The sequence below is a fragment of the Ruegeria sp. L11 genome (assembly GCF_056531755.1).
This window is the reverse complement of the sequence record NZ_JBQFMI010000021.1, coordinates 22,132-46,898: the sequence shown is the minus strand read 5'-3', so window position 1 is coordinate 46,898 and position 24,767 is coordinate 22,132. Positions and strand designations below refer to the sequence as shown.

Below are 24,767 nucleotides of genomic sequence, written 5' to 3'. Positions count from 1 at the left end.
TCATCTCCACTCTCTGATGGTTACGATGAGCCTGAAATCCTCCGCTACGCAATCAACCTAGTCTGTTCCATGGGTGCTGATGGCGGACACTGGGTTGAGGAGGGGCGTCCGCTACCATCGGTCAATGTCTGCTTACGGGAACGCTGCGATGCAGCATTGAACCGCACACTCAGCGTCCGGTTGGGGCCGCAGGCACCTGCAACTTGCAGCGTCAGTTGTCTTGCTAAGGCCCGCCAGCTCCAAAATCCAACGACATAAACTCGGACTGGAGGTAGCTGCTAAATGCATCAGCCACTCGCGTACCAAGCCGGCCTTTTCGCATTACTTGATAGTAGCTTCGTTCGACCATCGGGTCGATCAGCGGGATGGCACGGATGACCTCCTCATCACGACGCTGCACGGCGGTTCTTGGCAGGATTGTCGCTACGCCACGATGTTCGACCAGCCCCATAAGCGTGTTTCGGTAGTTGACCTGTGACACCGGATCGAAATGGATACCGATCATATTGAGAGTGTTTCTGATTGTGTCGAACGTGCTGGAACCTTTGCGAAAGGTCGCGATGTTCTCGTCGGCCAACTCTTCCCAACGAACGCTAGTCCGATCCGCCATACGGTGGTCGAGGTTTACGACAAGAAAGTAGCGATCTGTGAACAGCAGCCTTGTGCGAAATCTCGCCGGGTCTTCTGGTGTGGCGACGATTCCGATGTCGGCGTCGCCCACATTCACGGCGTCAACGATTTCCTGATTTATGCCGTCCATCAATGCAACCGCGACGCCGGGATGCGACGCCTCGAACCGAGTGACGATTTCCGGGAGAAGGCCTGCCGTCAATGTTGAGATCGCCGCAATCCTCAATTCGGTTGGTTCGCCGCGGTTTCGCGACGTCAGGTGCTCAACGAAGCTCATGCTCTGGTTCAGATACAGTTCGACTTCCGGCAAAATCTCCTTCGCCCTCTCCGTCACCTCAACAGATCGCCCGGTCCGCTCAAACAGCGGTGTGCCAATGGCATCTTCCAGCAGCGTGATGCCGCGGCTGAGCGAGGGCTGCGCGACGCCGCAGATCTTGGCCGCTCTGGTAAAATTCTCCTCGACGGCAGCAGCGTAGAAGAAACTCAGATTCCGGCGGTTGACCCGAGAGTCGAAATTATGAGTGCGGAGACGTTCGAGCATCGATTGCATTGCCGAAGAATGCGCAGGTTCTTCAAGGTATTCAAGGTTATGCGTATAGAGTTGCCTGAAACCGATAACGATTGTCTATTGGTTTGTCGCAAGGGCCAGGCATTGATGAAGGCTCGCGGATGCCGAATTCAGATACCCGACACTCCGCTCAGAGCACCCGAACCCGATCCAGTCTTCTTGCTGACGCGAACTGAGATACCCAGAAGTGAGGCCTAGAAACTTGTCGACAACAGCTTTTGTGGGAAGTGGATTTCTTGGGTCGCCGGTCGCCACTTGGATATGCTCGCGATACTCGGGCCCGTCCGAAAGCGAGATAGTGACTTCCGGCTCTTTGTCGGGCGGCCAGTCCTCTACCACAGAGAATGTCACACGCCGGCTGATCCGAAGCGTGTCGTGGTCTGCAACTGCGCGGGCAGTAAAGCGGTCGAGAGACGCATCGCCGAACCGGATTGCTATTGCGATAGCGTAGGGAAGGCTAAGTTGAGCCTCGGCATTGTTCGTCGGTGTCGTATTGCCCAATTGGCGATATTGCGCAGGAGAACAGGTGACTTCGACACCAGTTACCTTGTCTTCAAAGTTGCCCTCCCGATCTCTGATTGCAAAAACCGCATCGATGGCGCTGTGACAGCCACGGCAGCAGGCATAGGGTTTGATCCCCGTCCACCCCAACCGAAAGTCACTTCCTAGATCAGTGAAAACTCTTTCAACGTCACAGTTGTGGTTGGCAGCGAACAAGGCGAAGTAGCCGCCCCAATCCGCTTCAAGAATTACTCTCGGACCGGTAAAACCCTCGCGCGCGAGAAACGCCGCGGTCAGTCCATGCTGTGCAGCAATGCCGGGATGCAGGCGCTTGCTCATTGAGCCATCGGCTCTGAATGCCCAGGTTCCGCCAGCCACGCTGCCTGCCTGACCGAGCGCCCAGGTCGTGCGTTCGACATCGAGACCCAAGTACTTGCTGACCGCTGCAGCCGCGGCGAACCCTCCAAGTGTTCCGGTCGTATGCCATCCAGTCCGGTTATGAACTGAGTAGCCACCGGCAGTATCAAGCAACCGGCGCCCGATCTCGTACCCGATGATCATTGCCTCCAGAAACCGTTCTTCATCCCAATCGCCCTGATGATCGGCGACCGCAATAAGTGCGGGTATGACCACGGCGCCGGTGTGATCGATGCCGAGAAAATCGTCGAGTTCCAGCGTGTGGGCGATGATCCCGTTGAAGAGTGCCGCCGTCTGCGGCGTCGCGCTGCGCCCCGTTCCCCAAAGCGCGGCAGTGCCGGGCGCGGGGTCGAGTGCCTTTGCCGCCCTCGATGCAGAAATCGCTTCCGGTGTGTTCAGTGCCCCAATCGCGCAGCCGATCAGGTCCATGATCAAAAGCCGCGCGTAACGCTGCACAGCGTCCGGAGCGTCGCATAGGCGAAAGCCGAAAGCGAACCTTGAAAACAGCTCTGTCTGGCTTGCAGTGCGATTGGCCGAAAGGTTCACAAGGTGGCGACTTTGCAGTTTTCCAGCGCGGCGTCGAACTCGGCCTCGAAACGCACCTTCATGGATCGCCGTGTCTCGTCGCCGACCCAAGCGCCTTCGAGGCCGTTCAACATGAACTGGCGAAGATCCTGGAAGCCATAACCAAAATCCTCATGCATCATCCGCCACACGAGGGCGGGCGTTACATTGTGAAAAGTCGGATCATCGGTGTTCGGGTGAATACGCAGGCCTTTCCGAGCCATCTGGCGGATCGGGTGTTTCTCCGCCCACTCGGACTTGTCGAGTGTGCGCATGTAGTAAGAGTTGGTTGGCACCACAGTGACAATCAGGTCTCGCTCTATGCACTCGTTCAGGAGGTCGGGATTATCGAGCATGGTGTAGCCGTGATCCAGCCGATCGACATTCAGCAGATTGATGGCGGTATCGATGTTGCGCCAGTGGCACCCGAATTCGCCCACATGGGCTGTGGTTTTGAAACCGGCATCCCGCGCCATTCTGTAGGCTTTCCAGAAATTCTCCGGCGGATGATCGGTCTCCAGATAGTCGATACCGACGCCAACCGCACGTCTGTCGGGGTGGCGGATCATCGATTCCACCATCTTCACGGCGTCTTCGGGCGGTGCCTGCCGGTCGATCGCGTGAATAAGCCGTGCGACGATGCCCAGTTCGCGTTCGGCCTCCGCCATCGCGTCGGTGATTGCGGTCTGGCAGTCCTCAAACGTCAACGCGGGATGATAGCCCAGCGTGCCGGTGGAGTTCCAGAACACTTCAGCATAACGCACATTCTCGGCGCAGAGATCCTCCAAAGCTTCGAATGTTAGACGATGAAGTCGCGCTGGCCTGTCGAAAATGTGCTCTTCCATGAACCGGAACGCGTGCAGCACCCCTTTTGGCTTTTCTCCGCGCACATAAAATCCAGTCACGTCCTCTGCACTCATTGGCGCATCAGACTCGCGGACGAATTCCTGCAGCGTCGCTTCGCGGATCGTACCGTAGAGGTGGCAATGCAGGTCTACTTTCGGGATATCCTGGAAGAAGGAATTCAGATCGGCACCTGGATCAAGCATTTGGCCGCCTCCGTAGCTTATTTTTCGGCAAAAATCTTCAGACCGACGGTGCGGCTGGTGATGACGAAGATCACCAGGGTGATCGCCAACATGATCGTCGAAATCGCGGCCGGGGTTGGGTCGGCCGAATACTCGATATGGGACATCATCTGGACCGGCAGGGTTGTGGCGCCGGGACCGGTCAGGAAGATCGACAGCGAGACATCGTTGAACGAATATGTGAAGGCCAGAATGCCACCCGAGACGATCCCGGGTCGTGCCATCGGCAGCACGATGTTGATGAATGTGGTAAAGGGCGTCGCGCCAAGGCCAAGACTTGCCTCCTCCAGCGAGATGTCCGTACCCGCCATCGCCGACCAGACCGAGCGCACCACGAATGGAACCGTGATCAGAATATGACCGCCGATCAGGTTGATGAAGTTGTTGCCCTCAAGCGCGAAGGTCACAAGTATGTTGAAAAGAGCGAAGCCAAGAACAATCACAGGCAGCAAAAGCGGTGTCAGAACCACCAACTCCACAAATGCCTTGGCCCTGAACCGTCCGCGCGCCAACGCGCGGGCGACAAGAATGCCGATCACCGCCGAGATGGCTGTCGAGAGAATGGCTATGATGAAACTGGTAACGATCGAGTTCGAGAACCAGGAGAGCGAAAGCACTTCACGGTACCATTTCACCGAGAACTCCTGCGGAGGGAACGTCAGGTAGGACGCCGATGTGAAAGAAGAGATCACGACGATCAGGATTGGCCCCAGCAGGAATAGGAACCCGAATACCATCATCGCGACGGAGAGAGATTTTCCGGCCAGGAGCAGCGCGCCCTCACCACGGAATGTCGGGTTCGTGACTTTATTCATAGGATTTCAAAACCTTTTTTCCGATCCAGCGCTGCAGGGTGACGAAGACCAGCGCCAGCACAATCAGCACCAGTCCGACAGCCGCGGCAGCAGACCAGTCGAAGGTGGTGAACGCGAACGTGTAGATCAGTGTCGTCAGCAGAGGTGTTCGACCGCCTCCCAGCAGGAGCGGGGTGGCAAAGGCGGTGAGCGCCAGTGCGAAGACCAGCAAAGTGCCGGTCAGGAGACCCGGCACACTGACGGGAATGACGATGCGGAAGAACGTGGTTACCGGATTGGCACCCAGGCTCATCGACGCTTCTTCGAGGTTGGCATCAGCCTTTTGCAAGCTCGCGATCAATGAGAGCACCATGTAGGGCAGCAGCAGTTGGCTTTCGCCCAGAATGACGGCGAACTCGGTGTGGAGCACGTCGATCGGCTCGCTGATGATCCCCAGGCCCAGCAGGACCTGATTTACGATCCCGCTGGGGCTAAGGACCACGATCCAGCCATAGGCGCGCACCACGACCGATACCATCAGCGGAAAGACCAAGAGCGTCAGCAGGATCGGCTGCAGTCGGTTGCTTGCACGTAAGAATCCGATGGCCAGCGGATAGCCGAGGATAATGGTTATCAGTGTAACACTGATCGCGACCCAGATAGTGCGCCAGAATGCCTGGGTCGCCAGCTTGCTTTCCCAGAGGTTCTGAAAGTTGATCAGGGTAAAGCCCTCAACGTCCGGTGACGAGAAGGCTGAAATGAACAGCATTACCGCCGGTACCACGGCCAGGAGGCTGACAATCGTGAAGGCGGGCAATGAAAGCGCCCAGTCGCGTTGGGTTGCGGACAGCGTGGGCATCAGTCCGCCTCCAGGATCATGATTTTCTCTCCCGGCAGGCGCAACCGAACGTTGCCAGAGAGTTTCTGATCTTTGTCAGATTTGACGATGATCGGTGCCTCCCGAAGTGCGGTGCGCACCTGATAGACATTGCTGTCACCGGTGTATGCCTCTCCGACAACATCTCCTGTGATCAGATTAAGGCTGTCGTCATCGTTGCCCGACAAAACTTCAAGATCGGAAGAGCGGAAGCCCGCCATCGCGGATGCACCCGCCACGCCATTGACAGAAGCGGAGAACGCTTGTCCTGAGATCACAATCTGATTGTCAGTTGCGTCGCAGGGCAGGATATTCTCGACCCCTATGAAATCGGCCACGAAGGCGCAGTTGGGGCGGTCCCAGATCTCGCGAGGGGACCCGACCTGCTTGACCACGGCATTGTTCATCACAACGATCTGGTCCGAGAGCGTGAACGCCTCCTCCTGATCGTGGGTCACCAGCAAAGTCGTAACGCCGGACTGCTGCTGAATGCGTTTCAATTCGAACCGCATTTCGTCGCGCAGCTTGGCGTCAAGCGCCGACAGCGGTTCGTCCAGCAACATCACGTCCGGTTCGATAACCAGCGCCCGTGCCAGGGCGACACGCTGGCGCTGGCCGCCGCTGAGTTGCCGCGGGTACTTGGCCTCGCTGCCTGGCAGGCCAACCCGTTTGAGGGCATCCGTTGTCTTTCGGGCAATCTCCGCCTTGGGCAATTTCCGCATTTTGAGCCCGTAGCCGACATTGTCACCGACCGTCATGAACGGGAACAACGCGTAGGACTGAAACACGATGCCGATATTTCGGCGCCAGGCAGGTATCTGCGACACAGACCGGTCGTCCAGCAAGATATCCCCGCTTGTCGCATCCTCGAACCCGGCAATAGTGCGCAAGGTCGTTGTCTTGCCGCAGCCGCTGGGGCCCAGAATGCTGATTAGGGAACCGGATTCCGCCTTGAAGCTCGCATCTCGCACGGCCGTGAACTCACCGTACTTCTTGATCAGGTTTTTAACTTCGACCGATGACATTTCATCACCTCAATTGAGGAAAAGAGGCGGGACGTTTCACGAACGTCCCGCGCCAGTTTCAGGGAGGATCAGTTCGCGACGACGGTTTCCTGCCACAGGCTAACCCAATCGCTCTTCGAGTTGGCGATGGTTTCGATGTCCCAGAAATTCAACTTCTCGATCACGTCCTGGGTCAGGATGTTGCGTGGCGAGCCGACCGCCGTCGTCATGTCGACATTTGCCGACACCGGCGTTTCGCCCTGTTCGGTCAGAAGTTTGGTCTGCACCTCGTCCGACAGCATGTAGTTGATGAATTTCTCGGCCAGATCGGCATTCTTCGAACCCTTGACGACGCACATCAGGTTAAGAACACCCAATCCTCCTTCTTCCGGCCAGACGAAATCCATCGGGACGCCGTCTTCCTTCTTGACGAAGATGTTCAGCTGCGGGGCCAGCGAGACATCGCCCCGCACAACGGATTCCAGCACCTCTCGGGAGGCAAAGAATTGCAGATTTTCCCGCGCCGCGTTCAGAGCGTCAAAGCCAGCTGCAACATTGTCGATGCCACCGCCATTCAATTCCGCCATCATGATCGCCAGAAGCGTGGCATAAGAAATTCCGATGTCCGGGTAGCCAGCTTTTCCCTTCAGATCATCCCGCAAGAGATCGTTCCACGACGCCGGTGGCGCATCGGAAAACTCATCTGTGTTGTAAGCCAGGCCGGCGCCTAGCACCACAAAGGCGGGGCACATGTCGCCGCCAAACGGATCGCGGGCGAATTCACGCAGATTCTCGCGGTTGGGAACGTTGTCGACATTGATGCTCTGCAGAAGGCCGCGCGAATGTGCCTCATACATCTGGAAGTCCGACAGGAAGACCAGGTCAGCGCCTCGTCCCTTGGTGGCGATCAGCTTGCTGAGACGCTCTGAGGAACGTCCGCCGTCGACCACGATATCGACGCCGTTTTCTTCTTCGAACGGTTCGATCAAGTGCTTGGTGAAGTTTTCGCCATAGCCGCCACCCCACAGCGAGATCGTCAGATCTGCCGCAATGGCAGGCGCGGCGATTGTGCAGGACAAAGCCAGCGCGGCGGAATATCTCAAGGGTTGTGTTCTGAACATCTTGTCGCTCCCGTGTTGAGGCACATCGGCCATTTGAGAGCAGACTACAAATTTTGGAGGTAGGCATCTAATATTGATTGCAATGCAAACGATAGCATTTGTCTATTGATGGAGATTTCCCATATCCGGTTTGGTTGGATTATGGCGGTTCTAATCATCATAGACTTTCATCCTAGGAAGAGCAGCGCCTAGTTGGGCTCGACAAACACCGGGTTTCGTGGCCGCGGCGAATGGCAGCAATGCGAACTGCAACCGCAGCATTTCAGATGCATGGTGAATGTCTCTTATGGGCCGTCCACGAGGGCCGAAATATAGTAGGCATTCGATCTGATGTTTAACCACCTCCAACTGCGGTTGTGAGCGGTCTTTGTAGCAGCGCCGTGATATCCCGCCATCGAACCATCTTCCATACGTGAGCGATCATTCAAGACAAAGGGCGACAGTGAAAGCTCGGTCAGGCCTCAGCTATGATGGTTTCATCTGCGAATGCTGCAACTCTCTCAGCAGCCTCCAGCGCGCCTTCAAGAAATCCGCCAAACCCGCGTGCGGTTTCGGTCGAGCAGAAATGCACACCCCGTTCCGCCAAGCTGCCGAGGATTGAAGGCGAGCCGTAGCTTGGGTGGAAGCGCACCGGAACGCGATCCTGCGTGCGGGAGATTTCCGGGATTGTGGCCCAGTCCTGCAGTTCCAGATCGAGGGGCTGCGCCATCTTGGGGCCAAACATCGCCGTAAGTTGCGCCAGGGCATCGTCCATCATGGCGTCCTTGTGTGCCTCGCGCGTGTCGGCGGGATAGCCGACGAAACCGAACAGCGCGTAGGGACCGCCCTTCATGGGAGAGGCGTCGTGGATTTCGACCATAGGGCCGCGATGGCTCATGGCGTCACCCGAAAGCCCGGCATTGCGCCAGTGGGGCTCATCGTAAACCGCGAGGATCTTGGCCTGCCCCGCCATCCAGGTCGGGACGTTTTTCAAGGCCTGGATCTGTGCTGCATCCAGCGCCGGCTCGAATTTGACGGTTTCCGCAATCACCCGCGGCGGGATCGCCAGCATGATTTGCCGGGCTTCAACGGAAAGGGCCGTGCCGTCATGGTCGAGAGATGCAGTGATCATGCCCGGAGAATGATTGACCGATTTGAGGCTCGCCTGTGTCAAGACGTGACCGGCATCCAGAGATCCGGCAAGCGCGTCGATCATGGCGCCCATGCCCCCGGCAAGCCGGTAGGAGCCCTGCATCGAGGCATAGCCGCGGGCACGTTGGACGGCGCCGGACTGGTCCTGATACATCTGATCGCCGGTGGCAAACTGTTCGAACACCGGGATTCGGAAACGCCGGGCCAAGGCGGCCATTCGCGGCTGGCCGGGCCAGAACCAGGCCGGGCCAAGGTCGAACTTTCCGCCCGACAGGTCTTTGGTCAGGATGCGCCCGCCCAGGCGGTCCTGCGCCTCGATCAGAAGGAAATCCGTGCCGTTTCGTGTCAGCTGATCGGCAAGGGCAAGGCCGGAGAGACCTCCGCCAACAATCAGAGTATCGGTTTGCATCAGAATGCCTCCCCTTTGGGTCTGAGATCCAATTCGTGGGTCCAGGTGGATTGCGGTTGGTTGGCCAGCGCCAGATAGGTCTGAGCGATGTCCACAGGTTTCATCATCCGCGCCGGATCCATCTTGTGCAGATCCCGGCTGGCCCTGGTGTCGACGATCCCGTCCAGAATCACATGCACCACATGCACGCCTTGCGGCCCGTATTCGCGGGCCAGGGATTGGGTCAATGCCCGCAGACCCGCCTTGGCCGAAGCGAAGGCTGCAAAGTTCCTGCCACCGCGCAGGCTGGCTGTGGCACCAGAGACGATAAAGGTGCCGCCCCCGGTATCAACCATTGCGGGCAAAATTCGGTGTGCCAGGTTGACCGTTGACAGGACCATGGCCCGCCAGGTCGCTTCGAAATCCTCGATGCTTGTTTCCTCGAACGGCGCGATCACGAGTTTCGCGGTGTTCTGAACAACAAGCTTCGGCGCGCCATGGGTGCAGATGATGTTGCGCAGCTTGGCCTTTGTGTGTTTCGGATCCGCCAGGTCGACTTGCAGAATTTGGTCGGCACCCGACGGGATCGTCCGGTTGAGACCAAATGCCGTATAGCCATTCTGACCAAATGCCGAAACCAGCGTCTGCCCAAGCCCCGGACCAGCACCAGCGACAATTGCAAGGGGTTTGCCCATGATCCTATCCTTTGCCCGGGATGACCGGCGGTTCTGCCAGGTGGTCGGATTTGACCCACAGGCGCGCGCCTTTGGGCCCGGCCGTGGCATCGAGCGCCATACCCGGCGGCAGACGCAGCCATGAATTCTTCTCGAAGATCTCTCCGTGCTCAGAGAAGCTGCCTTCGATCACCAGTGCCTCGAACCCCTTGTGGTCGGTCACGGTCACATTGGCCGATGCATCCCAAAGCTCGATCCGGACCCGTTCACGGGAATCCTCGAAAAGCGGGATTTCGGATATGCCATCTGCAACCGGGCGCGGGTCCTGCGCGTTTGTGTCGATTGTCAGCTGTGTGCGGTCCTCCGGGTCGAACTGCCAAAGCTTGACCAGGATCGTTGCTCCGTCCGCCGCGCTTGGCGTATGCGACGTGGTCGGCGGGTTGCGCACATAGGTGCCGACGGGAAAATCCCCGTGCTCGTCCTGAAAGACGCCGTCAAGCACCAGAAACTCTTCGCCACCGGTATGGGTATGGGCCGAAAAGGCGCTGCCTGGTGCATAGCGGACAATCGTTGTTGCCCGTGCAACCTCGTCGCCGATCCGGTCGAGCATGCGACGGTCGACACCCTTCATTGGCGAGGGGACCCAGGGCTCGTTCTCCGAGTGGACGACAGCGCGTTCATCAAAGTTTGCATTGATTTCCATGGCTCATTCCCTTTCTCAAAGGTTGATCTTCATGCCGACGGCAATCGGCACAACCCGTTCGCCGTATTGGCGTTCCAGCGCGTTTGTCGCACGCCAACCTGTGCAGTGGCCGGGCATGATCAGGTCGATGTCGAACTGCGCAAAGTCGGCGACGGTCCGGTCGATGATCTTTTCGTTGCCACCGGCAAGGTGAAAGCCGCCGGTTAGGCCATGGATCGGCACTCCGGGGATATCCCTTTGAGCGGCATGAAGGACATTGACGATACCCGCATGGCTACAGGCCGAAAACACCACCAGCCCTTTGCCCGCGATGTTCACCGCCACATAGCGTTCGTCCATGAGCAACGGGTCGTCTTCCCAACCCGCGCCGTCTTCGGTGCGGCGGACATGACCCGGAAATCCGACCTCGTAATCCGTGACACGGGGAATTTCGCCCGAAATATAGAACATATCGTCCAGCACGCTGACCGGTTGATCCGTAACAACGGGTGTAGCCCCCTGCGCAGCCAGGGCTTCGGGCGTGGCGATTTCGCGAATTTCGATCAGTTCCCCCGATGAAAGCGGAAAGGCGCGTTTGCGGAACATCCCGGGATGCAGATAAACCGGTAACTCGCCGGTCTGGCCATCCTTGCGGATCAGGTCGATTGCCGCTGGAATGCCGCCTGCATGGTCCCAATGCCCATGCGACAGGGCGATCGCCTCGATGGCTGCAAAGGATTTGCCAAGGCGTGATGCGTTGAACTCGACGGCAAAATCCACCGGCCCGGCGTCAAAGAGCAATGTATGTTCCGTCACACCGCGCCGGGCTGTGATGATCAACGCCAAGCCGTGATTGGCACAACACTGACCGGCGCCCGAGATTTGCTTCATCCCGACGTTGTGGAGGTTGATCCACTCATGGGTGAACCCCTCGGGCACGCTGGACAGGCTGTCCGTCCGGTTGTCGATGAGAACGAGAATCTCGACACTGTCGATGGGTTGCAGATCGGCGGACATGGGACTTCTCCATTTCGAATTGCCGGGGCGGACAGGTGCCCGCCCCGACGTAAGGCGTCAGGCAGCCAGGCGCTGCTTGAGCGCTTCCGCGAGTGGTGGTGCCGACGCCGGGCTTTGGCCGGTCATCAGGGCGCCATCTTCGACCACGTTGGCCTCCCAGTTGGCCTTGCTGACGTAGGTGGCGCCACGGCGTTTCAGTTCATCTTCGAGAGAGAACAGAAGGTGATGCAGAAGCTCGATCTCACTGTCTTCGTCGTTCTTGAAACCGGTCAGGCTGAGGCCCTCAACCAGGTAGCTGCCGTCTGACTTCTTGATATCCCGCAGTATGGCCGGCGCGTGGCAGACCATCGCGACAGGCCGTTCGGATTCGTAGAACTCCCGGATCATCTTGATAGCATGGCTGTCCGACGCCAGATCCCAGATCAATCCATAACCGCCGGGTACGAAAAGCGCATCGAAGGTCGAATAGTCGATCTCGCGCAGTTTGCGGGTATTCTGTACCGCGAACATGGCCACCGGATCGTTGAAGAAGCGGTCAGTGTTTTCGGTAGTGAACGGAGCCTTCATCGACAGCAGGTCAATCGGCGCGTTGCCGCCTTTGGGCGAGGCAAAGACAACCTCATAGCCCGCTTCCGTCAGGACGTAATACGGGGTTGCGACCTCTTCGAACCAGGTGCCGGTTTGCTTGCCCGAGATGCCCATTTCGTCAACGGACGACATGACCAGCAAGACGCGTTTTTGTTTGTTTCCAGTAGCCATCAGCGTGATCCTTTCATCAATATCTATCTATCACTAGGTAGATAACAGTTAGAAGTTGATTCCTGGGCTGTCAACGTTTATCTATCAATCGGTAGATTGGAGGTAGTCATGCCACTGACAATGAAAGAAAAAATTCTTATCGCCGCCGAGAAACGCGTGCGCAGTGCGGGCTTTTCGGAGATGAGTTTCCGTGACCTGGCGAACGATGTGGGAATCAAAAGTGCCAGCGTACACTACCATTTCCCCACCAAACCGGATCTCGGGGAGGCTCTCGTCACCCGCTACGCCGAGCAATTCAAGGCAGAACTGGACAAGATTGACCTGAACGATCTGCAAACCGCTCTGGACTGCTTCGTTTCGCTCTACTCCAAAGCGCTTGTGCTGAACGAATCGATATGCCTTTGCGCCGTCATGGGCGCCGAGGCCATCGGACTGCCGGAAAACATCAACCAACGCACAAAAGCCTTCTTCGAGATGAACAAGGCATGGCTCCAAAATCTGCTCGTCAAGCATGGGGTCAAGGATGCCGCTGACAAGGCAAACCTCATCGTCGCCGCCCTTGAAGGGGGCATGATCGTCGCATCAGCGTCAAACGATCGATCGATGTTTGAACAGGTTGCCAAAGCTGCAATTCGCGGCGTTGGTACGATTTAGGAACAGAAGCTAGCAGTGCGTCCCATGCGCAGGGGCGGGGATCTGTTGCAAACCTTTGACTGTTGACGCTCATAAGTGCCTCGAGTGAATGGATATCGGAATATTGAAGTCGAAAATTTGCAACAGATCCCAGCGGGGTCTACACCTTCAGAACCGGGGAATACAGATCGCAAGTTTAAGTCCGAGAGGCTTCAAACGCCGCCCATGCTTTTTCGAAGGCATCGAAATCGAACCCGGTTGCGCGGGCGGGATCCAGAATCAGTTTTTCGGTTTCAAGCAATTTGATGATCGCCCGTTCAAGCTTGCCCACGACTTCGGACGGGATAACCAGCGCACCATGACGGTCCGCGTGCACAAGATCGCCGTTCTGGATCTTCAGACCAAAGATAGAAACCGAGGTGCCGATTTTGCGCACATGTACGAACCCGTGACTGGGCCCGATTGACCCGGCAACAACCGGGAAGTTACCGGGTAGATCGCCCAGGTCGCGCATTACCCCGTTGGTCAGCGCACCACTGATGCCGAAGCCCTTGTGGATCGTCGTATTGATCTCACCCCAAAAGGCGCCGATGCAATCTGGATAATCCAAATCCTCAACCACGGTGACAGCCGGGCCGCTCCCAGTTGCCATATGCCTGTAATAATCCATCCGACGTTGGCGGATCTCCTCAGGCGGTTCTGACGGCGGGTTCACGGCGGCAATCTTCGCGGTACGGGCATATCCAACCATCGCGCCCGCATCGGGATCAGAACATAACATCGTGCCCCGGGTGAATTCATTGAATCCGCGCTTGCCCTGCGCCACTTCGATTGCGTTACAAACAGTCGGCGTGTCGATCTTTTTCAGCAGGTCCAGCAAGGATTGGTTCATATCAACTCCAGCCAGCGGATCAAAGCCGCCGTTGTTTGTCGCGGTTGTTCCAGTGTCGGCAGGTGGCCGGCGTTTTCTATGATTTCCAACCGGCTCTGTGGCATCAGATCGTGCATCAATTCATGCCTTGAAACAGGGCACAGGGCATCGTCGCGCCCGCAGAGAATGAGTGCTGCGTCGGTGAAGTTGCGCAGAGTGTTGCTCTGGTCAGGGCGATCACGCAGAGCTTTAGATTGATTGACAAAAACGTCCGGGCCAAGATCCATGGCCATATCCATGCACAGGTCCAGAATGGCGGCGCGGCGCGGACCTTCAGTCAGGTAGTTCGGTTTCATCTCTTCGGCCATGACCTTGCGCAGGTTGCCACGTCCGACCGCATCGATCTGAGGGCCGCGCCTGGCTTTGACCTCGTCCAATTCAGCAAGCGGGTTCGTGTCCATCAACGCCAAACCAGCCACACGGTCCGGTGCCTGACGCAGGATTTCCATCCCCACAATGCCACCCATCGAGAGTCCTGCCAGAGCAAAGCGTTCGGGCGCATAGGCTAACACATCGGAGGCCAGCGCCCGCATCGTTTCATGGCCTCCGATTGGTGCGCACAGGATCGGGTACTTGCCTGACAAAGCGTCGATCTGCGGGGTGAACAACCGCGCATCGCACATCATTCCGGGCAGGAGGATAAGCGGCGTCATTTGACCAGGGCAGCCCCTTCGGCAAGTGCGCCCAGCTTGGCGTAGGCGATATCCGGATCTACCGCACCAAAGCCCGCAAAGGTGCCAAAGCCGCAATCTGATCCGGCGATTACACGCTCATTTCCAACTATGTTCGTAAACCGCTCGGTACGCTGAGCAATCAGTTCCGGGTGTTCGACAAAATTCGTCGTGGTGTCCACCACACCGGGCACAAGAACCTTGTCACCCGGAATTTCACCCTTGCGGTCACGGAACACCGTCCATTCATGCGCGTGTCGCGGGTTAGAGGTTTCGAACAGCACATAGCGCGATTTGGTCGACATCAGCGTCGAAAACACCTTGCCCATGCCGATGTCGCAGCAATGCGGCCCCTCGTAGTTGCCCCAGCAGATATGGACACGCACTTTGTCAGATGGGACATTCTGCAATGCGTGGTTCAATGCCTCAACATGCATGTTGGCGATTTTCACGAACTCGTCGTCGGACAGATCGGTGAACAGCATATGGCGCGACAGGGCCAGATCGGGGCAGTCCAATTGCAGATCCAGACCCGCACCAACGATGGTCTCATATTCTTCCTTCATCGCATCGGCCAGCGCGGCCAGATAGGCCTCGCGCGTCGGATAGAAATCATTTTGCAGAAACAGGGAAATAACTCCGGGGCTGGCGGCGTTCATAAAACCGCGCTCGACCCCGTGCTCGGCCATCGCGGCTTTGAGATTGTCGATGTCCTTCTGCAGCTCACCCTGCCCTTTTGAGCGCACCTCGCCCACACACATGGGTCGAGCATACTGGGGCGTTCCACCGTCATCGGCCAATCGTTGCAGAAAGCCCGGAAACATCTTGAGGTCAGCCGGCGCATTGCGCGCGCTGTCACCTGCAAAGCCGGTATAGCGGTCCTTGACGTAAGTGGCGTAAGAGATCTTTGAGGTCTCACCGTCCGAGACGATATCAACCCCAGCCTTGACTTGTTTCCGCACGGTCTCGGACACGGCCGCTGTCATGCAGGCGTCAAATGCAGCCTGATCGAACGGTTCCTCTCGCTCGCGTGCAAAGATGAAGTCAACGACCTCCTGATTTCGTGGCAGACTTCCCACATGGGTGGTTGAAACGCGGGTCATGTTAGGATCTCCATTCAAATCTAGGTCCATCGCCGGGCCGGAAAGCCGGCGATGGATGTGCTGCGCGCGCCCCGATTGAAACCGGGACGTGTAATTTCGGCGTTATTCTCCTGTCCAGGTCGCCCCAGCAGGGTCGTCGGTTGCGGTGATCCGGTACAGACCCGCTTGCCCGGTCATAGACGGTTCAGCGCTGTAGCTTTCACCGGGCAGAACCAGAGCGGTATCACCGTTGGACAGGGTAACCTCGACCTCATTGATCTTGATGTGCCAATGGCCACTCGCCGGCATCAGAACCACGGGTTTGTCCGCCTTGACCAGTTCAGCCACAGCCGAACCGCGCGTCAAAAAATCAACCTCGAAACCGGGCTTGTCTTTGATCAGGCCATTTTCACCGATCACAACCGCAGGTTTGTCCGCTGCCAGCGCCATCAGGTCCCAGTAGCGAGCGACGTATTTGCCGATCACCGCATCAACGGGAACCTCAGGGTAGGCTTTCAGTTCTTCCTCGGTCAGTAGCGGCATCGGCTGCACATTGTGTGGCAGTTCCTCACCCTTTTTGCTATCGTAAAGGACGCCGTTATTGCCCAACATCAGGCCATGGGCCTGCGCATCCTGAATGACTTGCGGAGCCCAGGTCACGCCGCCACCGGCATCGTCGCCACCAAGCATCGACATGATCATCCCATAGTCCTGGCCGACATTCTCGAAGCCGCGGAAGATCCCGGTCGGGATGTTGAAGATGTCGCCTTCTTCGGCGATGAACTCGCCAGCCGTGCCATAACGACCCCAGAAGAACCGCCATCGACCTTTAGCAACAAAGAACACCTCGGCGGTGGTGTGGCTGTGCAGCGAGTTGCGGCATTTCGGCGGTTGACCCGCTGCACCGATGTTGAACCCGATCTTGTCGGTGATGTGGACGTGCTGATCCGGGCTTTCGCTGACCCCACCGCCAATGATGGTAAAATTTTCTTTCTGGTTCGAGCCCGGAGTGTGCGCGTCGATGAACGCGGTTTTACATGGCTTCAGTTCGCCATAACGGACGATGCGGCTTTCGATGGTACTCATATCTTTTCTCCTTTTGATTTGGGTTTGATCGGATCAAACCAAACCACCCGGCGGACGATTGTTCAGTCGCCGGGCGCGCAGGCTGGCGCGATGGGCGTGGTACCGCCGCAACGCCTGCCCGGCATCCAGATTTGAGATACGGTGCGACATTCTAGAGATCGCCGGTTTTCAGAAGAATCTGTTTCCAGATCGAGGTTTCGTCAAACAAGGTGTATTCCTTGCGCAGACCCCATGGACCGAACTCGGCCTGGCTGATGCCCAGCACAAAGACCTCGGCCCCTGTGGGCACACCGAACACGCCCCAGCCGTCATGTGTGCCATGCAAAGACCAGCGGATCGCGGCGCGCGGCGGCATCATCGGGTCATCACGGCCGATCTGGTGGTGGATCTTGAATTCGGCAAGTGGGAACGCCGCGCGCAGGCCCATCCAGAACCGATCAACCGGCCCCCAACTGTGGCCGGTCTTGCCCCCGGGATATTCTGACAGAACAGCGCGGTCGTATTCAGCCTCGATCACCCTCATATCGGCATTCATGATCCGGGTCAGGATATCCGCGTATTTCTGGCCCCATTCATTGTCATTGCCACGGCCTTTATAGGGGCCGGGCTGATCGTTCGCCGGTGTGAAAGGTTGCACGCAGGCGTCAGCCCCACCCTCGCGCGCGATCAGATCGCGGGCATATTCCTTGGGGTCCCAACCCATCTGCTGCACGATCGCGCTCTGGTCGCGGATGAGCCACTCATCGTTGATCTGGTTGTTGATGGCGTGGCAGTCGGCTAAAATGCGGTAGACCAGTTTCTTGCCGGTCGCCTTGCCATACACACCGTCACCCATATGGGTCGCTGTGGACAAAAGGCGATGCGACGACAGCATGCCCTCTTCCGGCGTTCCCGACCAGATCACATCCTCGCCCAACAGCGTTCGATCAGGGAATTCTGCCAGAGTTGCCATAGTGGCAGCAATGACATTCTGGTTTCCGACAACCACCGACCCAGGTGAACGCACGACGATGTCCGTGGCATAATAGTCGTGCAGTGTGGCAATGCCACGATCTTCCCAGATTTCTTTGGTAATCCCGATTATGTAGTCGGGGAAATCTTTGAACTTGGGATCAAATCCCTTCATGTCTTCCATCCTTCAGGTATGCGGGCGGAGCCGCGCACAATTAGCGGTCCGTCAATCTCGACCCGACGCGGGCCGGCATCGGGGTCCTCGATCTTGCCGAGCAGAATATCGACAGTTTCGGTGACCATGCGATTGGCGGGCTGTCGAATGGTGGTCAGGTTGTAGGCTGGCCATGAGGCGACAGTGACATCGTCATACCCGATGACCGAAACGTCCCCCGGAACATTCAGCCCCAATTCGAACCGCAGCGTGTCCATCACGGAAACGGCCATGTGATCGTTGGCGACAAACACCGCATCAGGCGGATCGGCTTCGAACATCCGCAGCGTGGCTTGCCGGGCTTCTTCCGTCGAAAAGTTTCCTACTTCGCGGGCGTGCAGCGTAACCCCGGCTTTCTGCAAGGTCGCAACAAACCCTGTTTCGCGGTCACGCTGGGTCGAAGCTCCTTCCCACCCGGCGATATATCCGATCTTTTGGTGCCCAGCTGCCAACAAGAACTCGGCAGCCTTTCGACCACCGGCAACGTTGTCAGATGTAACTGACGACATCGCCGTGTCGTCTTGTGCCCGATTGAACAACACCATCGGTATACCGGCCGTTCGGCAGCGGTCTGACAAATCCGAGGACAAAGCCACTGAAGCGGCGATAATCCCTTCGACCTGAAAGTCGAGTATTTCCTCGACCACATTGTCGATGTTTCCAGATTCATGCGAGGCCATGAATATCAGCACGTGGTATCCACGTTCCTGTAACGTGTTTGTCAGCTTCTCCAGCGCCTCGGGATAGAACTGGTTGTTCAGATAGGCCACGACAAGCCCGATGATCCGGCTTTTCCCGGACACTACAGCGCGGGCCAGAACGTTCGGGCGATAGCCCAGTTCCTTGGCCGCCTTGCGCACCTTTTCAACGGTTTTTTTCGACGCAGACGCGCCGGGGGTGAACACACGGCTGACCGCAGATTGGCTGACCCCGGCGAGACGGGCAACTTCCAGTGATGTAACTTTTTGTGTCGCCATCAGTCTGCCGTCCAACCTCCGTCAACCATCAATGCCGTGCCCGTCACCAGCGCCGACGCATCCGATGCCAGATAAACCACCGCCCCCATGATGTCTTCAACCTCTCCGGGGCGACCCAGTTTTATCTTGTCCAGAATCCAGGCCCGCTTGTCCGGATCGTCAAAAGTCGACTTTGTCAGATCCGTCAGAATGAAGGTGGGGCAAATCGTGTTAACCCGGATCTTTGCCGGTCCGAACTCAAGCGCCATCGCCTTGGTGAAGCCTTCGACCGCGAATTTCGACGCACAATAAACCGCGCGTTCGCGACCACCAACATGGCCCATCTGGCTAGAGATATTGATCAGCGAACCGGGGCGGCCAGCGTCGAGCAGGCCTTTGGCAACAGCCTGGGTCAGGAAATAAGCACCTTTGACATTGACGCCTATCACCGCATCGAAATCTTCCGGCTGTGTTTCCACGGCCTTGCTGTGTCGGGCAAGCCCGGCTGAGTTCAGCAGAATATCGAACGGCCCATTTTGCGCTACGGCTTCAGCGGTTGCCGCCACGTCCGAAACATCCAGTTCCAGAACTCTGGCAGACCATCCCTGCGCCGACATATCTTTTGCAATATCCTGAAGCGCACCAGCACGGCGCGCCGCCAAAGTGACCTCAGCACCATGTTCCGCCAGCGCCACAGCGCAGGCCATGCCTATGCCCGACGAGGCTCCGGCGACCAAAGCTCGCTTGCCGCTCAGGTCGAAACTGGGGGTGCTGGGAAAATGTGGCATATCAGACCTCGCCGACCGGGAATGGGATGGTGCCGGGTACACGTGCCTTATTGAACTCACGCAGTCGGGCAAAAACATCTACGCCCAATTGCCGATACACATCCAGCAGATCGACCAACACCCAATTCTCGCGGATCAGCCCACCTTCCAGACGCCAGAAATCAAGTGACTTCAAAGTGATCCGTTTGCCCGAAGGCGCAATCCCCATCCAGCCGTCATGGGTGACGGTCTGGATCATGTTCGGCCAGCCGGTCACAGCGGCGTAGTCGCCATCACCAAAAAAGTGAAAGGTGATCTCGTCGGCATACTGACCACGATCGGGCATTCCGTTGAGGAAGGGAATCTGGTGCCAGTTGCGGAATCCCGCGATACCGCGCGCTGTCCCGATCCCTGCGGGACCGTACCAGTTCATGCGCGGATGCCAGAACCGCTCCATCTCCATCACTTCGGGCCCACCCTGGCTGGGGTGTTTCTCAAGATGTTTCAGCATGTCGACGATATGATTGCACGAGGCCAGAGATTTCACCTCATCCCACGGTCCGGACGCAACGCCATCCAGAGTCGCCGGGCCGGGAATGCAGAACTCCAGCCCCAGAGACGGGGCCATTGGCCAGGCATTCGCCTGCATCATGACTTCGGGAACGTCCCAGAGTGCCTGAATCTCGACAACCTTGCCATTTTCAAAGCGGTAGAATTCGTGGAACCGCATGTGGGTCAGATGCCCGGTCGGCGGGATGTCCAGCCAGGGGGCGACGAAGGTGCCGAAGTAGTGGCCGCCGCAGCCAACCCAGTCGTTGCCCTGTTCTGTCCGACCACCCATGACGATCCAATCGCGACGCTCAAGATCGGGCATGGATTTCAGAAGTGGCGCGTAACAGGTGTCATAGAGTTCCTGCGGGCCGGTCAGATCTCCGAATGGATACAACATGTGGATGGCAGCATCGGGCGCGATCACCGCCTCCAGCGCCGCTCGTACTCCGGCTTCGTCGAATTTATACATTGCCTCGCGCAGGGGCGCGATCAGGACCTTGTGGGTAGAGTGAGTATCCATTGCGAAATCTCGCATTATTTTAACTTCTTATCCAAAAAATTCTGTAGGGCCCCGGTCGAATCCCTGCGCAAGATTCGTCACGCTTACGAAGTCGCATCGGCCGTCTCGCGGTATGGTGCGCCTTCACCATAGGGAACGTTGATGCCCCCATAACGCCGGACACGGATGTTGCATTGTTCGGCATGGCCGACAAAGCCTTCCAGCATACACAGACGTGAGCCGTATTCGCCGATCATCGCTGCGGCCTCATCAGTGACGACCTTCTGATAGCTGTGGGTTTTCATGAATTTGCCGACCCAGAGCCCGCCGGTATAGCGCCCGGCCTTTTTGGTCGGCAGTGTATGGTTGGTACCGATCACCTTGTCGCCGTTGGCCACGTTGGTGCGCGGACCAAGGAACAGCGCGCCATAGCAGGTCATGTTTTCCAGGAACCAGTCGTCGCGGTCAGTCATGACCTGCACATGCTCTGACGCGATGTCATCGGCCACTTGAAGCATCTCGTCATAGGTGTCGCAGACGATGACCTCGCCGTATTCCTCCCAACTGACCTTGGCAGTGCCGGCGGTGGGTAGGATCTCGAGGATACGGTCGATCTCGCTCAGTGTCTCTTCGGCCAGTTTGCGCGAGTTGGTGACCAGAACGCAGGGGCTGTTATAGCCATGCTCGGCCTGTCCCAGCAAATCGGTCGCACAGAGCTCCGCATCCGCTGCGGTTTCGTCGGCGATGACCATGGTTTCGGTCGGCCCGGCGAACAGGTCGATGCCCACCCGGCCAAACAGCTGGCGCTTGGCTTCGGCCACAAAGGCGTTGCCGGGGCCAACCAGCATGTGAACCGGATCAATGGTCTCAGTCCCTATCGCTATGGCACCGATGGCCTGGATCCCGCCCATGACATAGATCTCATGCGCGCCGCCCAGATGCATCGCTGCGATCACGGCCGCATTGGGTTTGCCCTGGAAGGGCGGGGTACAAGCTATGATGCGCGGAACACCGGCGACCTTGGCAGTTGCCACTGACATATGCGCCGAAGCCACCATCGGGAATTTGCCACCGGGGACATAGCATCCCACTGACTGAACAGGGATGTTCTTGTGACCAAGGATCACTCCTGGCAGAGTTTCAACCTCGATATCCAGCATCGAGTCGCGTTGTGCCTGCGCAAAGTTCGTCACTTGCTTCTGCGCGAATTTGATATCGGCCAGTTCGCGTTCAGTCAGCGAGTTGATCAACTCGTCGATCTGATCCTGGCTCAGGCGGAAGCTTTCCGGCGAGTAGTTGTCGAACTTCTCTGACAGCTCGCGCACAGCGGTATCGCCGCGGGTTTCGATATCCGCCAGCGTTGCTTCGACAACAGCTCGGGTTTTGGCATCGTCTTCCGCCCGATCAGCTTCAGGTTTGCCGCGTTTCAGGTATTCAATAGCCATTGTCTCTATCCTCAGTTTTCGGGCCGGGGTGGAGTTTTTTCTCCCCGGTCAAATGCTTCCCAGCCTTCGCCGTTGAACAGATCAACGCCAAGCTGCGCGGCGACGTGGGCGAAATCGACGTTCACCCAGTTGTCAACGATCTTGCCATCGACGACTTTCCAGAAATCCATGTATCGGATCTCGACCCGCTTGCCGGTGGGCGCGATGCCCAGAAACTCGCCCGAGTGGGTTGCCTCCTGGCGGCCAAAGGCCGCAGCCCATTCGCCCATATAAAGCCGGGCCTCATCAATGCAGGTCTTGTCCGAGAACGCCGCCTGAAACGGGCGTTGCCAGTTTTCCTGAAACTCCTTGAGCCCAGTTTTGGTGCCGCAGCCCCGGTTGCCGATCCAGCGGAACCCTTCTGCGAAGAATTCGCCAATATCGTCGATGCGGTGATCGTTCAAACCATCGACCATCCCCTCGATCACGGCGCGGGTCTCGTCGGTTTTTCTCATGTCCGTGTCACGTGTCAGCACGGCCTGTTCGGGGCGGGAGCCCTTCATGTGTCTTTTCCTTTTATGGTTACCAAGGGGTTTTCTGTCTGGACGGGGAGGGTTGGTCGGCCGTCAGAAAATCCCTTGGCATCCGGTTGAGCGCCGGGTGGCGCGCAATGGCGTTATGTCTGGCGGAACAGCTCATTAGGTCTGTTCAGAAATTTCGGCAAAAAGGTCGAAACCCAGTTGCACCAGCAGATGTGGAATATCGAGCATGCACCAGTTCTCGATGATCTTGCCTTCTGCGCAGCGCCACCAGTCGCAGTCACGCATAAAAACGCGCTTTCCCGTTGGCTCCAGGCCCAGGAAGGATTTGACGTGGACGCCGGTGATCTGCGGCCAGCCGCACAGGAATGCATAGTCGCCATCCCCGGCTTTGCAATTCGAACCGACGCCGGTGACGCCTGCGTCCTTGCCGTCGCCCCAGCCTTCGAACGTGTCCTCGAAGGGGGATTGGAATTCGGCGAAGGCATCGACCGTGGCATAGGACCCCAGCCCGCCGGGACCGTACCACACCATTCGGTCATCCCAATAAGGCCGCCAGCTTTGGTCCTCGGTCGTTAGCTGTTTTAGCATGTCCTCGACCAGATCTGCTGTGGCGCGTGACTGCGCTGGGTCTGAAGGCCCAATGACGATGCCGTCATGCGTTGCCGGACCTGGCACGACACCTTCATAGCCCTGCAGTTCCAGCGGCCAGAGGCCAAGCGCGATGATCAACTCGGCAAAGCCGAGAAAGACATAGGATTCGACGATCTTGCCATCTTCCATTCGGTGGAATTCACCAAACCGCAGAAATGCCAGTTTGCCACTGGGTGGAATACCACAAAGCGGTCGCGTGAAATGACCATGGAAATACCCGGTTGAGGTGACCCACTCGCTTCCCAGGTATTCGCCACCCGTGACCACATAGTTCTGACGGGTGAGCCCCTCGAACGCTTCTGATATCGGAAAGATGACAGAGCTGACGTAGCCGTTGCCATCGGGGGCTGCATTGATCGGATGGCTCGCTTCGGTAGTGGCCGTTGCGGCGAAAATCTCGCTGGCGGCCGTCTCCATGGTCTCGCCGAGGCCCTTATCAAAGCTTTCGAGAAACTGACGATAAAGCTGTTTGTTTTCAAACGTGGTTCCGGTAGCAATACCCATCGCTGGGCGATTTGCGCGCTTGTTCATGGCGCTTTCCTTTTTAGGACGTTTTCCTATTCGCTGTGGCGGTGTGCAGGCACGAGGACCCGCGCGCATCAAGGCAAATGGAATTCGTCCCGGCCGTCGGGCCCGGCGCGCAGCCAAGTTCAGGCTGGCTGCGTGCGCATGGGCAGATACGGACTGAGGATGAGTGCGCCCCATTTATGTCAGCCTTTCACAGCCCCGGCGGTCAGGCCGCCGACGATCTGGCGCTGGAAGAACATCACCAGTATGAACAGTGGAACAGTGGCTGAAACCACGGCTGCAACAGCGAACATCACGTTGCCCTCGGTTTGCGTTGTACCGAGGAATGCGGCAATGGCAGGCACCATAGTACGGTTGCTTTCAGACAGCAGCATCGCCCCCACGGCAAAGTCGTTATAGGCCAGAAGGAACGAGAACAGCCCGGTCGTGATGACGCCTGGCCACATCACCGGAATGATCACACGTCGGAAAGCCTGAAACTGGTTGCATCCGTCGACCTTGGCACTTTCATCCAACTCGCTCGGGATGTTCTTGAAGAAGGAATGCAACATCCAAAGAGTGAACGGCTGGTTGATCGCCACAAGCACGATAATGGTGGTTGGAAGAATTCCCCAAACATTCCATTCAAAGAAGGGTAACAGATAACCTGAGACCAGAGTGATTGGCGGCATTGCACGGAAAATCAACGCTGTGATCAAAAGCCAGAATGTGTAGTTGTAAGTAGACCGCGAAAGGGCATAGCCCCCTAAAGTCCCGATAGTCAGTGAGATGGTAACAACAAAGAAACAGACGATCCCGGTGTTCAGAACATTTCGCCAGAACTCTTCCTGAATCCAAGCACCCTCATATCCGGTGGTGGTGAACGGCGAGCCATAAACCGCTTCGGTTCGGGCACCAGTCAGGGCGTTGGTCCAGTCAGCGATCGAGAAGAAATCCAGTTCGACCTTGAACGAGCCCCAAACCGTCCAGAGGAACGGAAAGGCGGCCAGGATAAACCATAGGAGCACAAACAGGGATGAGGCGATCCGAAGGCTTGTAGGCATTCTTTGTGCGCGGCTGGCCATA

At 57.6% G+C, this 24,767-nt stretch carries 25 protein-coding genes; 1 reads left to right on the top strand and 24 read right to left on the bottom strand.

Translation table 11 applies throughout. The features are described 5' to 3' along the window. Positions 1–223 precede the first annotated feature (223 nt). The 12 genes from ACR0CE_RS19010 to ACR0CE_RS18955 form a co-directional block, all read right to left on the bottom strand. The gene (locus ACR0CE_RS19010; RefSeq protein WP_480833462.1) at positions 224–1,171 is read right to left on the bottom strand and encodes a LysR family transcriptional regulator; all 948 of its coding nucleotides are present in this window, start codon (positions 1,169–1,171) and stop codon (positions 224–226) included. Between the two features lie 84 nt (positions 1,172–1,255). Continuing rightward, positions 1,256–2,662 carry an MmgE/PrpD family protein gene (locus ACR0CE_RS19005; protein ID WP_480833461.1) on the bottom strand — a complete coding sequence of 469 codons (1,407 nt, stop codon included), beginning with the start codon at positions 2,660–2,662 and terminating at the stop codon, positions 1,256–1,258. Next, complete coding sequence (locus ACR0CE_RS19000) at positions 2,659–3,729, bottom strand: adenosine deaminase family protein (RefSeq protein WP_480833460.1); 1,071 nt, start codon at positions 3,727–3,729, stop codon at positions 2,659–2,661. The genes ACR0CE_RS19005 and ACR0CE_RS19000 overlap by 4 nt, the downstream gene beginning before the upstream one ends. 17 nt (positions 3,730–3,746) lie before the next feature. Beyond that, a complete protein-coding gene (locus ACR0CE_RS18995) occupies positions 3,747–4,583 on the bottom strand; it encodes an ABC transporter permease (protein ID WP_480833458.1) in 837 nt (278 codons plus the stop codon). After that, the gene (locus ACR0CE_RS18990; RefSeq protein ID WP_480833457.1) at positions 4,576–5,421 is read right to left on the bottom strand and encodes an ABC transporter permease; all 846 of its coding nucleotides are present in this window, start codon (positions 5,419–5,421) and stop codon (positions 4,576–4,578) included. Before ACR0CE_RS18990 ends, ACR0CE_RS18995 begins: the two co-directional genes overlap by 8 nt. Continuing rightward, positions 5,421–6,464, bottom strand: coding sequence for an ABC transporter ATP-binding protein (locus ACR0CE_RS18985; protein ID WP_480833456.1), 1,044 nt, complete (start codon positions 6,462–6,464; stop codon positions 5,421–5,423). Before ACR0CE_RS18985 ends, ACR0CE_RS18990 begins: the two co-directional genes overlap by 1 nt. 68 nt (positions 6,465–6,532) lie before the next feature. Continuing rightward, positions 6,533–7,564, bottom strand: a complete 1,032-nt coding sequence (locus ACR0CE_RS18980; protein ID WP_480833455.1) for an ABC transporter substrate-binding protein — start codon at positions 7,562–7,564, stop codon at positions 6,533–6,535. 454 nt (positions 7,565–8,018) lie between these two features. Beyond that, positions 8,019–9,104 carry a flavin monoamine oxidase family protein gene (locus ACR0CE_RS18975; protein ID WP_480833454.1) on the bottom strand — a complete coding sequence of 362 codons (1,086 nt, stop codon included), beginning with the start codon at positions 9,102–9,104 and terminating at the stop codon, positions 8,019–8,021. Then, positions 9,104–9,778 carry an SDR family NAD(P)-dependent oxidoreductase gene (locus ACR0CE_RS18970; RefSeq protein WP_480474284.1) on the bottom strand — a complete coding sequence of 225 codons (675 nt, stop codon included), beginning with the start codon at positions 9,776–9,778 and terminating at the stop codon, positions 9,104–9,106. The genes ACR0CE_RS18975 and ACR0CE_RS18970 overlap by 1 nt, the downstream gene beginning before the upstream one ends. Positions 9,779–9,782: 4 nt before the next feature. Then, the gene (locus ACR0CE_RS18965) at positions 9,783–10,460 is read right to left on the bottom strand and encodes a cupin domain-containing protein (RefSeq protein ID WP_480474285.1); all 678 of its coding nucleotides are present in this window, start codon (positions 10,458–10,460) and stop codon (positions 9,783–9,785) included. A gap of 15 nt (positions 10,461–10,475) precedes the next feature. Further along, positions 10,476–11,456 (bottom strand): MBL fold metallo-hydrolase, encoded by a 981-nt coding sequence (locus tag ACR0CE_RS18960; protein ID WP_480474286.1) that lies wholly within the window; start codon positions 11,454–11,456, stop codon positions 10,476–10,478. A 57-nt stretch (positions 11,457–11,513) separates the two neighbouring features. Next, positions 11,514–12,215 (bottom strand): type 1 glutamine amidotransferase domain-containing protein, encoded by a 702-nt coding sequence (locus ACR0CE_RS18955; protein ID WP_480474287.1) that lies wholly within the window; start codon positions 12,213–12,215, stop codon positions 11,514–11,516. 108 nt (positions 12,216–12,323) lie between these two features. On the opposite strand from ACR0CE_RS18955, the gene ACR0CE_RS18950 reads away from it, so the two are divergent. Beyond that, positions 12,324–12,869: a TetR/AcrR family transcriptional regulator gene (locus tag ACR0CE_RS18950; RefSeq protein WP_480484710.1), complete on the top strand. Its 546-nt coding sequence runs from the start codon at positions 12,324–12,326 to the stop codon at positions 12,867–12,869. A gap of 175 nt (positions 12,870–13,044) precedes the next feature. Here ACR0CE_RS18950 and ACR0CE_RS18945 read toward each other — a convergent pair whose 3' ends face one another. From ACR0CE_RS18945 to ACR0CE_RS18890, 12 genes are all read right to left on the bottom strand, one after another. After that, the gene (locus ACR0CE_RS18945) at positions 13,045–13,740 is read right to left on the bottom strand and encodes an RraA family protein (RefSeq protein WP_480833453.1); all 696 of its coding nucleotides are present in this window, start codon (positions 13,738–13,740) and stop codon (positions 13,045–13,047) included. Next, entirely contained in the window at positions 13,737–14,432 is a 696-nt protein-coding gene (locus tag ACR0CE_RS18940) for an alpha/beta fold hydrolase (protein ID WP_480484712.1), read from the bottom strand. Before ACR0CE_RS18940 ends, ACR0CE_RS18945 begins: the two co-directional genes overlap by 4 nt. Next, on the bottom strand, positions 14,429–15,553 hold the full coding sequence (locus tag ACR0CE_RS18935) for a cobalamin-independent methionine synthase II family protein (protein WP_480484713.1): 1,125 nt from the start codon (positions 15,551–15,553) through the stop codon (positions 14,429–14,431). Before ACR0CE_RS18935 ends, ACR0CE_RS18940 begins: the two co-directional genes overlap by 4 nt. A gap of 102 nt (positions 15,554–15,655) precedes the next feature. Beyond that, positions 15,656–16,618: a cupin domain-containing protein gene (locus ACR0CE_RS18930; protein WP_480833452.1), complete on the bottom strand. Its 963-nt coding sequence runs from the start codon at positions 16,616–16,618 to the stop codon at positions 15,656–15,658. Between the two features lie 151 nt (positions 16,619–16,769). Continuing rightward, positions 16,770–17,744, bottom strand: a complete 975-nt coding sequence (locus ACR0CE_RS18925) for a nuclear transport factor 2 family protein (RefSeq protein WP_480833451.1) — start codon at positions 17,742–17,744, stop codon at positions 16,770–16,772. Next, the gene (locus ACR0CE_RS18920) at positions 17,741–18,760 is read right to left on the bottom strand and encodes a LacI family DNA-binding transcriptional regulator (protein ID WP_209599322.1); all 1,020 of its coding nucleotides are present in this window, start codon (positions 18,758–18,760) and stop codon (positions 17,741–17,743) included. The genes ACR0CE_RS18925 and ACR0CE_RS18920 overlap by 4 nt, the downstream gene beginning before the upstream one ends. Continuing rightward, complete coding sequence (locus ACR0CE_RS18915) at positions 18,760–19,527, bottom strand: SDR family NAD(P)-dependent oxidoreductase (RefSeq protein WP_480484716.1); 768 nt, start codon at positions 19,525–19,527, stop codon at positions 18,760–18,762. Before ACR0CE_RS18915 ends, ACR0CE_RS18920 begins: the two co-directional genes overlap by 1 nt. A 1-nt stretch (position 19,528) precedes the next feature. Continuing rightward, a complete protein-coding gene (locus ACR0CE_RS18910; protein ID WP_480833450.1) occupies positions 19,529–20,578 on the bottom strand; it encodes an ester cyclase in 1,050 nt (349 codons plus the stop codon). Between the two features lie 83 nt (positions 20,579–20,661). Then, positions 20,662–22,002 carry a histidinol dehydrogenase gene (gene hisD / locus ACR0CE_RS18905; RefSeq protein ID WP_480833449.1) on the bottom strand — a complete coding sequence of 447 codons (1,341 nt, stop codon included), beginning with the start codon at positions 22,000–22,002 and terminating at the stop codon, positions 20,662–20,664. Positions 22,003–22,013: 11 nt separating this feature from the next. After that, a complete protein-coding gene (locus ACR0CE_RS18900; protein WP_209507348.1) occupies positions 22,014–22,544 on the bottom strand; it encodes an ester cyclase in 531 nt (176 codons plus the stop codon). A 135-nt stretch (positions 22,545–22,679) separates the two neighbouring features. Next, positions 22,680–23,705, bottom strand: coding sequence for an ester cyclase (locus ACR0CE_RS18895; RefSeq protein WP_480833448.1), 1,026 nt, complete (start codon positions 23,703–23,705; stop codon positions 22,680–22,682). 179 nt (positions 23,706–23,884) lie between these two features. Then, on the bottom strand, positions 23,885–24,766 hold the full coding sequence (locus tag ACR0CE_RS18890) for a carbohydrate ABC transporter permease (protein WP_209507350.1): 882 nt from the start codon (positions 24,764–24,766) through the stop codon (positions 23,885–23,887). Between the last annotated feature and the right edge of the window lies 1 nt (position 24,767).

Excerpts from the sequence above, each read along its gene's own strand:
- ACR0CE_RS19010 (WP_480833462.1), bottom strand. The coding sequence starts at position 1,171 with ATGCTCGAACGTCTCCGCACTCATAATTTCGACTCTCGGGTCAACCGC.
- ACR0CE_RS19000 (WP_480833460.1), bottom strand. The coding sequence starts at position 3,729 with ATGCTTGATCCAGGTGCCGATCTGAATTCCTTCTTCCAGGATATCCCG.
- ACR0CE_RS18995 (WP_480833458.1), bottom strand. The coding sequence starts at position 4,583 with ATGAATAAAGTCACGAACCCGACATTCCGTGGTGAGGGCGCGCTGCTC.
- ACR0CE_RS18990 (WP_480833457.1), bottom strand. The coding sequence starts at position 5,421 with ATGCCCACGCTGTCCGCAACCCAACGCGACTGGGCGCTTTCATTGCCC.
- ACR0CE_RS18985 (WP_480833456.1), bottom strand. The coding sequence starts at position 6,464 with ATGTCATCGGTCGAAGTTAAAAACCTGATCAAGAAGTACGGTGAGTTC.
- ACR0CE_RS18980 (WP_480833455.1), bottom strand. The coding sequence starts at position 7,564 with ATGTTCAGAACACAACCCTTGAGATATTCCGCCGCGCTGGCTTTGTCC.
- ACR0CE_RS18975 (WP_480833454.1), bottom strand. The coding sequence starts at position 9,104 with ATGCAAACCGATACTCTGATTGTTGGCGGAGGTCTCTCCGGCCTTGCC.
- ACR0CE_RS18970 (WP_480474284.1), bottom strand. The coding sequence starts at position 9,778 with ATGGGCAAACCCCTTGCAATTGTCGCTGGTGCTGGTCCGGGGCTTGGG.
- ACR0CE_RS18965 (WP_480474285.1), bottom strand. The coding sequence starts at position 10,460 with ATGGAAATCAATGCAAACTTTGATGAACGCGCTGTCGTCCACTCGGAG.
- ACR0CE_RS18960 (WP_480474286.1), bottom strand. The coding sequence starts at position 11,456 with ATGTCCGCCGATCTGCAACCCATCGACAGTGTCGAGATTCTCGTTCTC.
- ACR0CE_RS18955 (WP_480474287.1), bottom strand. The coding sequence starts at position 12,215 with ATGGCTACTGGAAACAAACAAAAACGCGTCTTGCTGGTCATGTCGTCC.
- ACR0CE_RS18950 (WP_480484710.1), top strand. The coding sequence starts at position 12,324 with ATGCCACTGACAATGAAAGAAAAAATTCTTATCGCCGCCGAGAAACGC.
- ACR0CE_RS18945 (WP_480833453.1), bottom strand. The coding sequence starts at position 13,740 with ATGAACCAATCCTTGCTGGACCTGCTGAAAAAGATCGACACGCCGACT.
- ACR0CE_RS18940 (WP_480484712.1), bottom strand. The coding sequence starts at position 14,432 with ATGACGCCGCTTATCCTCCTGCCCGGAATGATGTGCGATGCGCGGTTG.
- ACR0CE_RS18935 (WP_480484713.1), bottom strand. The coding sequence starts at position 15,553 with ATGACCCGCGTTTCAACCACCCATGTGGGAAGTCTGCCACGAAATCAG.
- ACR0CE_RS18930 (WP_480833452.1), bottom strand. The coding sequence starts at position 16,618 with ATGAGTACCATCGAAAGCCGCATCGTCCGTTATGGCGAACTGAAGCCA.
- ACR0CE_RS18925 (WP_480833451.1), bottom strand. The coding sequence starts at position 17,744 with ATGAAGGGATTTGATCCCAAGTTCAAAGATTTCCCCGACTACATAATC.
- ACR0CE_RS18920 (WP_209599322.1), bottom strand. The coding sequence starts at position 18,760 with ATGGCGACACAAAAAGTTACATCACTGGAAGTTGCCCGTCTCGCCGGG.
- ACR0CE_RS18915 (WP_480484716.1), bottom strand. The coding sequence starts at position 19,527 with ATGCCACATTTTCCCAGCACCCCCAGTTTCGACCTGAGCGGCAAGCGA.
- ACR0CE_RS18910 (WP_480833450.1), bottom strand. The coding sequence starts at position 20,578 with ATGGATACTCACTCTACCCACAAGGTCCTGATCGCGCCCCTGCGCGAG.
- hisD (WP_480833449.1), bottom strand. The coding sequence starts at position 22,002 with ATGGCTATTGAATACCTGAAACGCGGCAAACCTGAAGCTGATCGGGCG.
- ACR0CE_RS18900 (WP_209507348.1), bottom strand. The coding sequence starts at position 22,544 with ATGAAGGGCTCCCGCCCCGAACAGGCCGTGCTGACACGTGACACGGAC.
- ACR0CE_RS18895 (WP_480833448.1), bottom strand. The coding sequence starts at position 23,705 with ATGAACAAGCGCGCAAATCGCCCAGCGATGGGTATTGCTACCGGAACC.
- ACR0CE_RS18890 (WP_209507350.1), bottom strand. The coding sequence starts at position 24,766 with ATGGCCAGCCGCGCACAAAGAATGCCTACAAGCCTTCGGATCGCCTCA.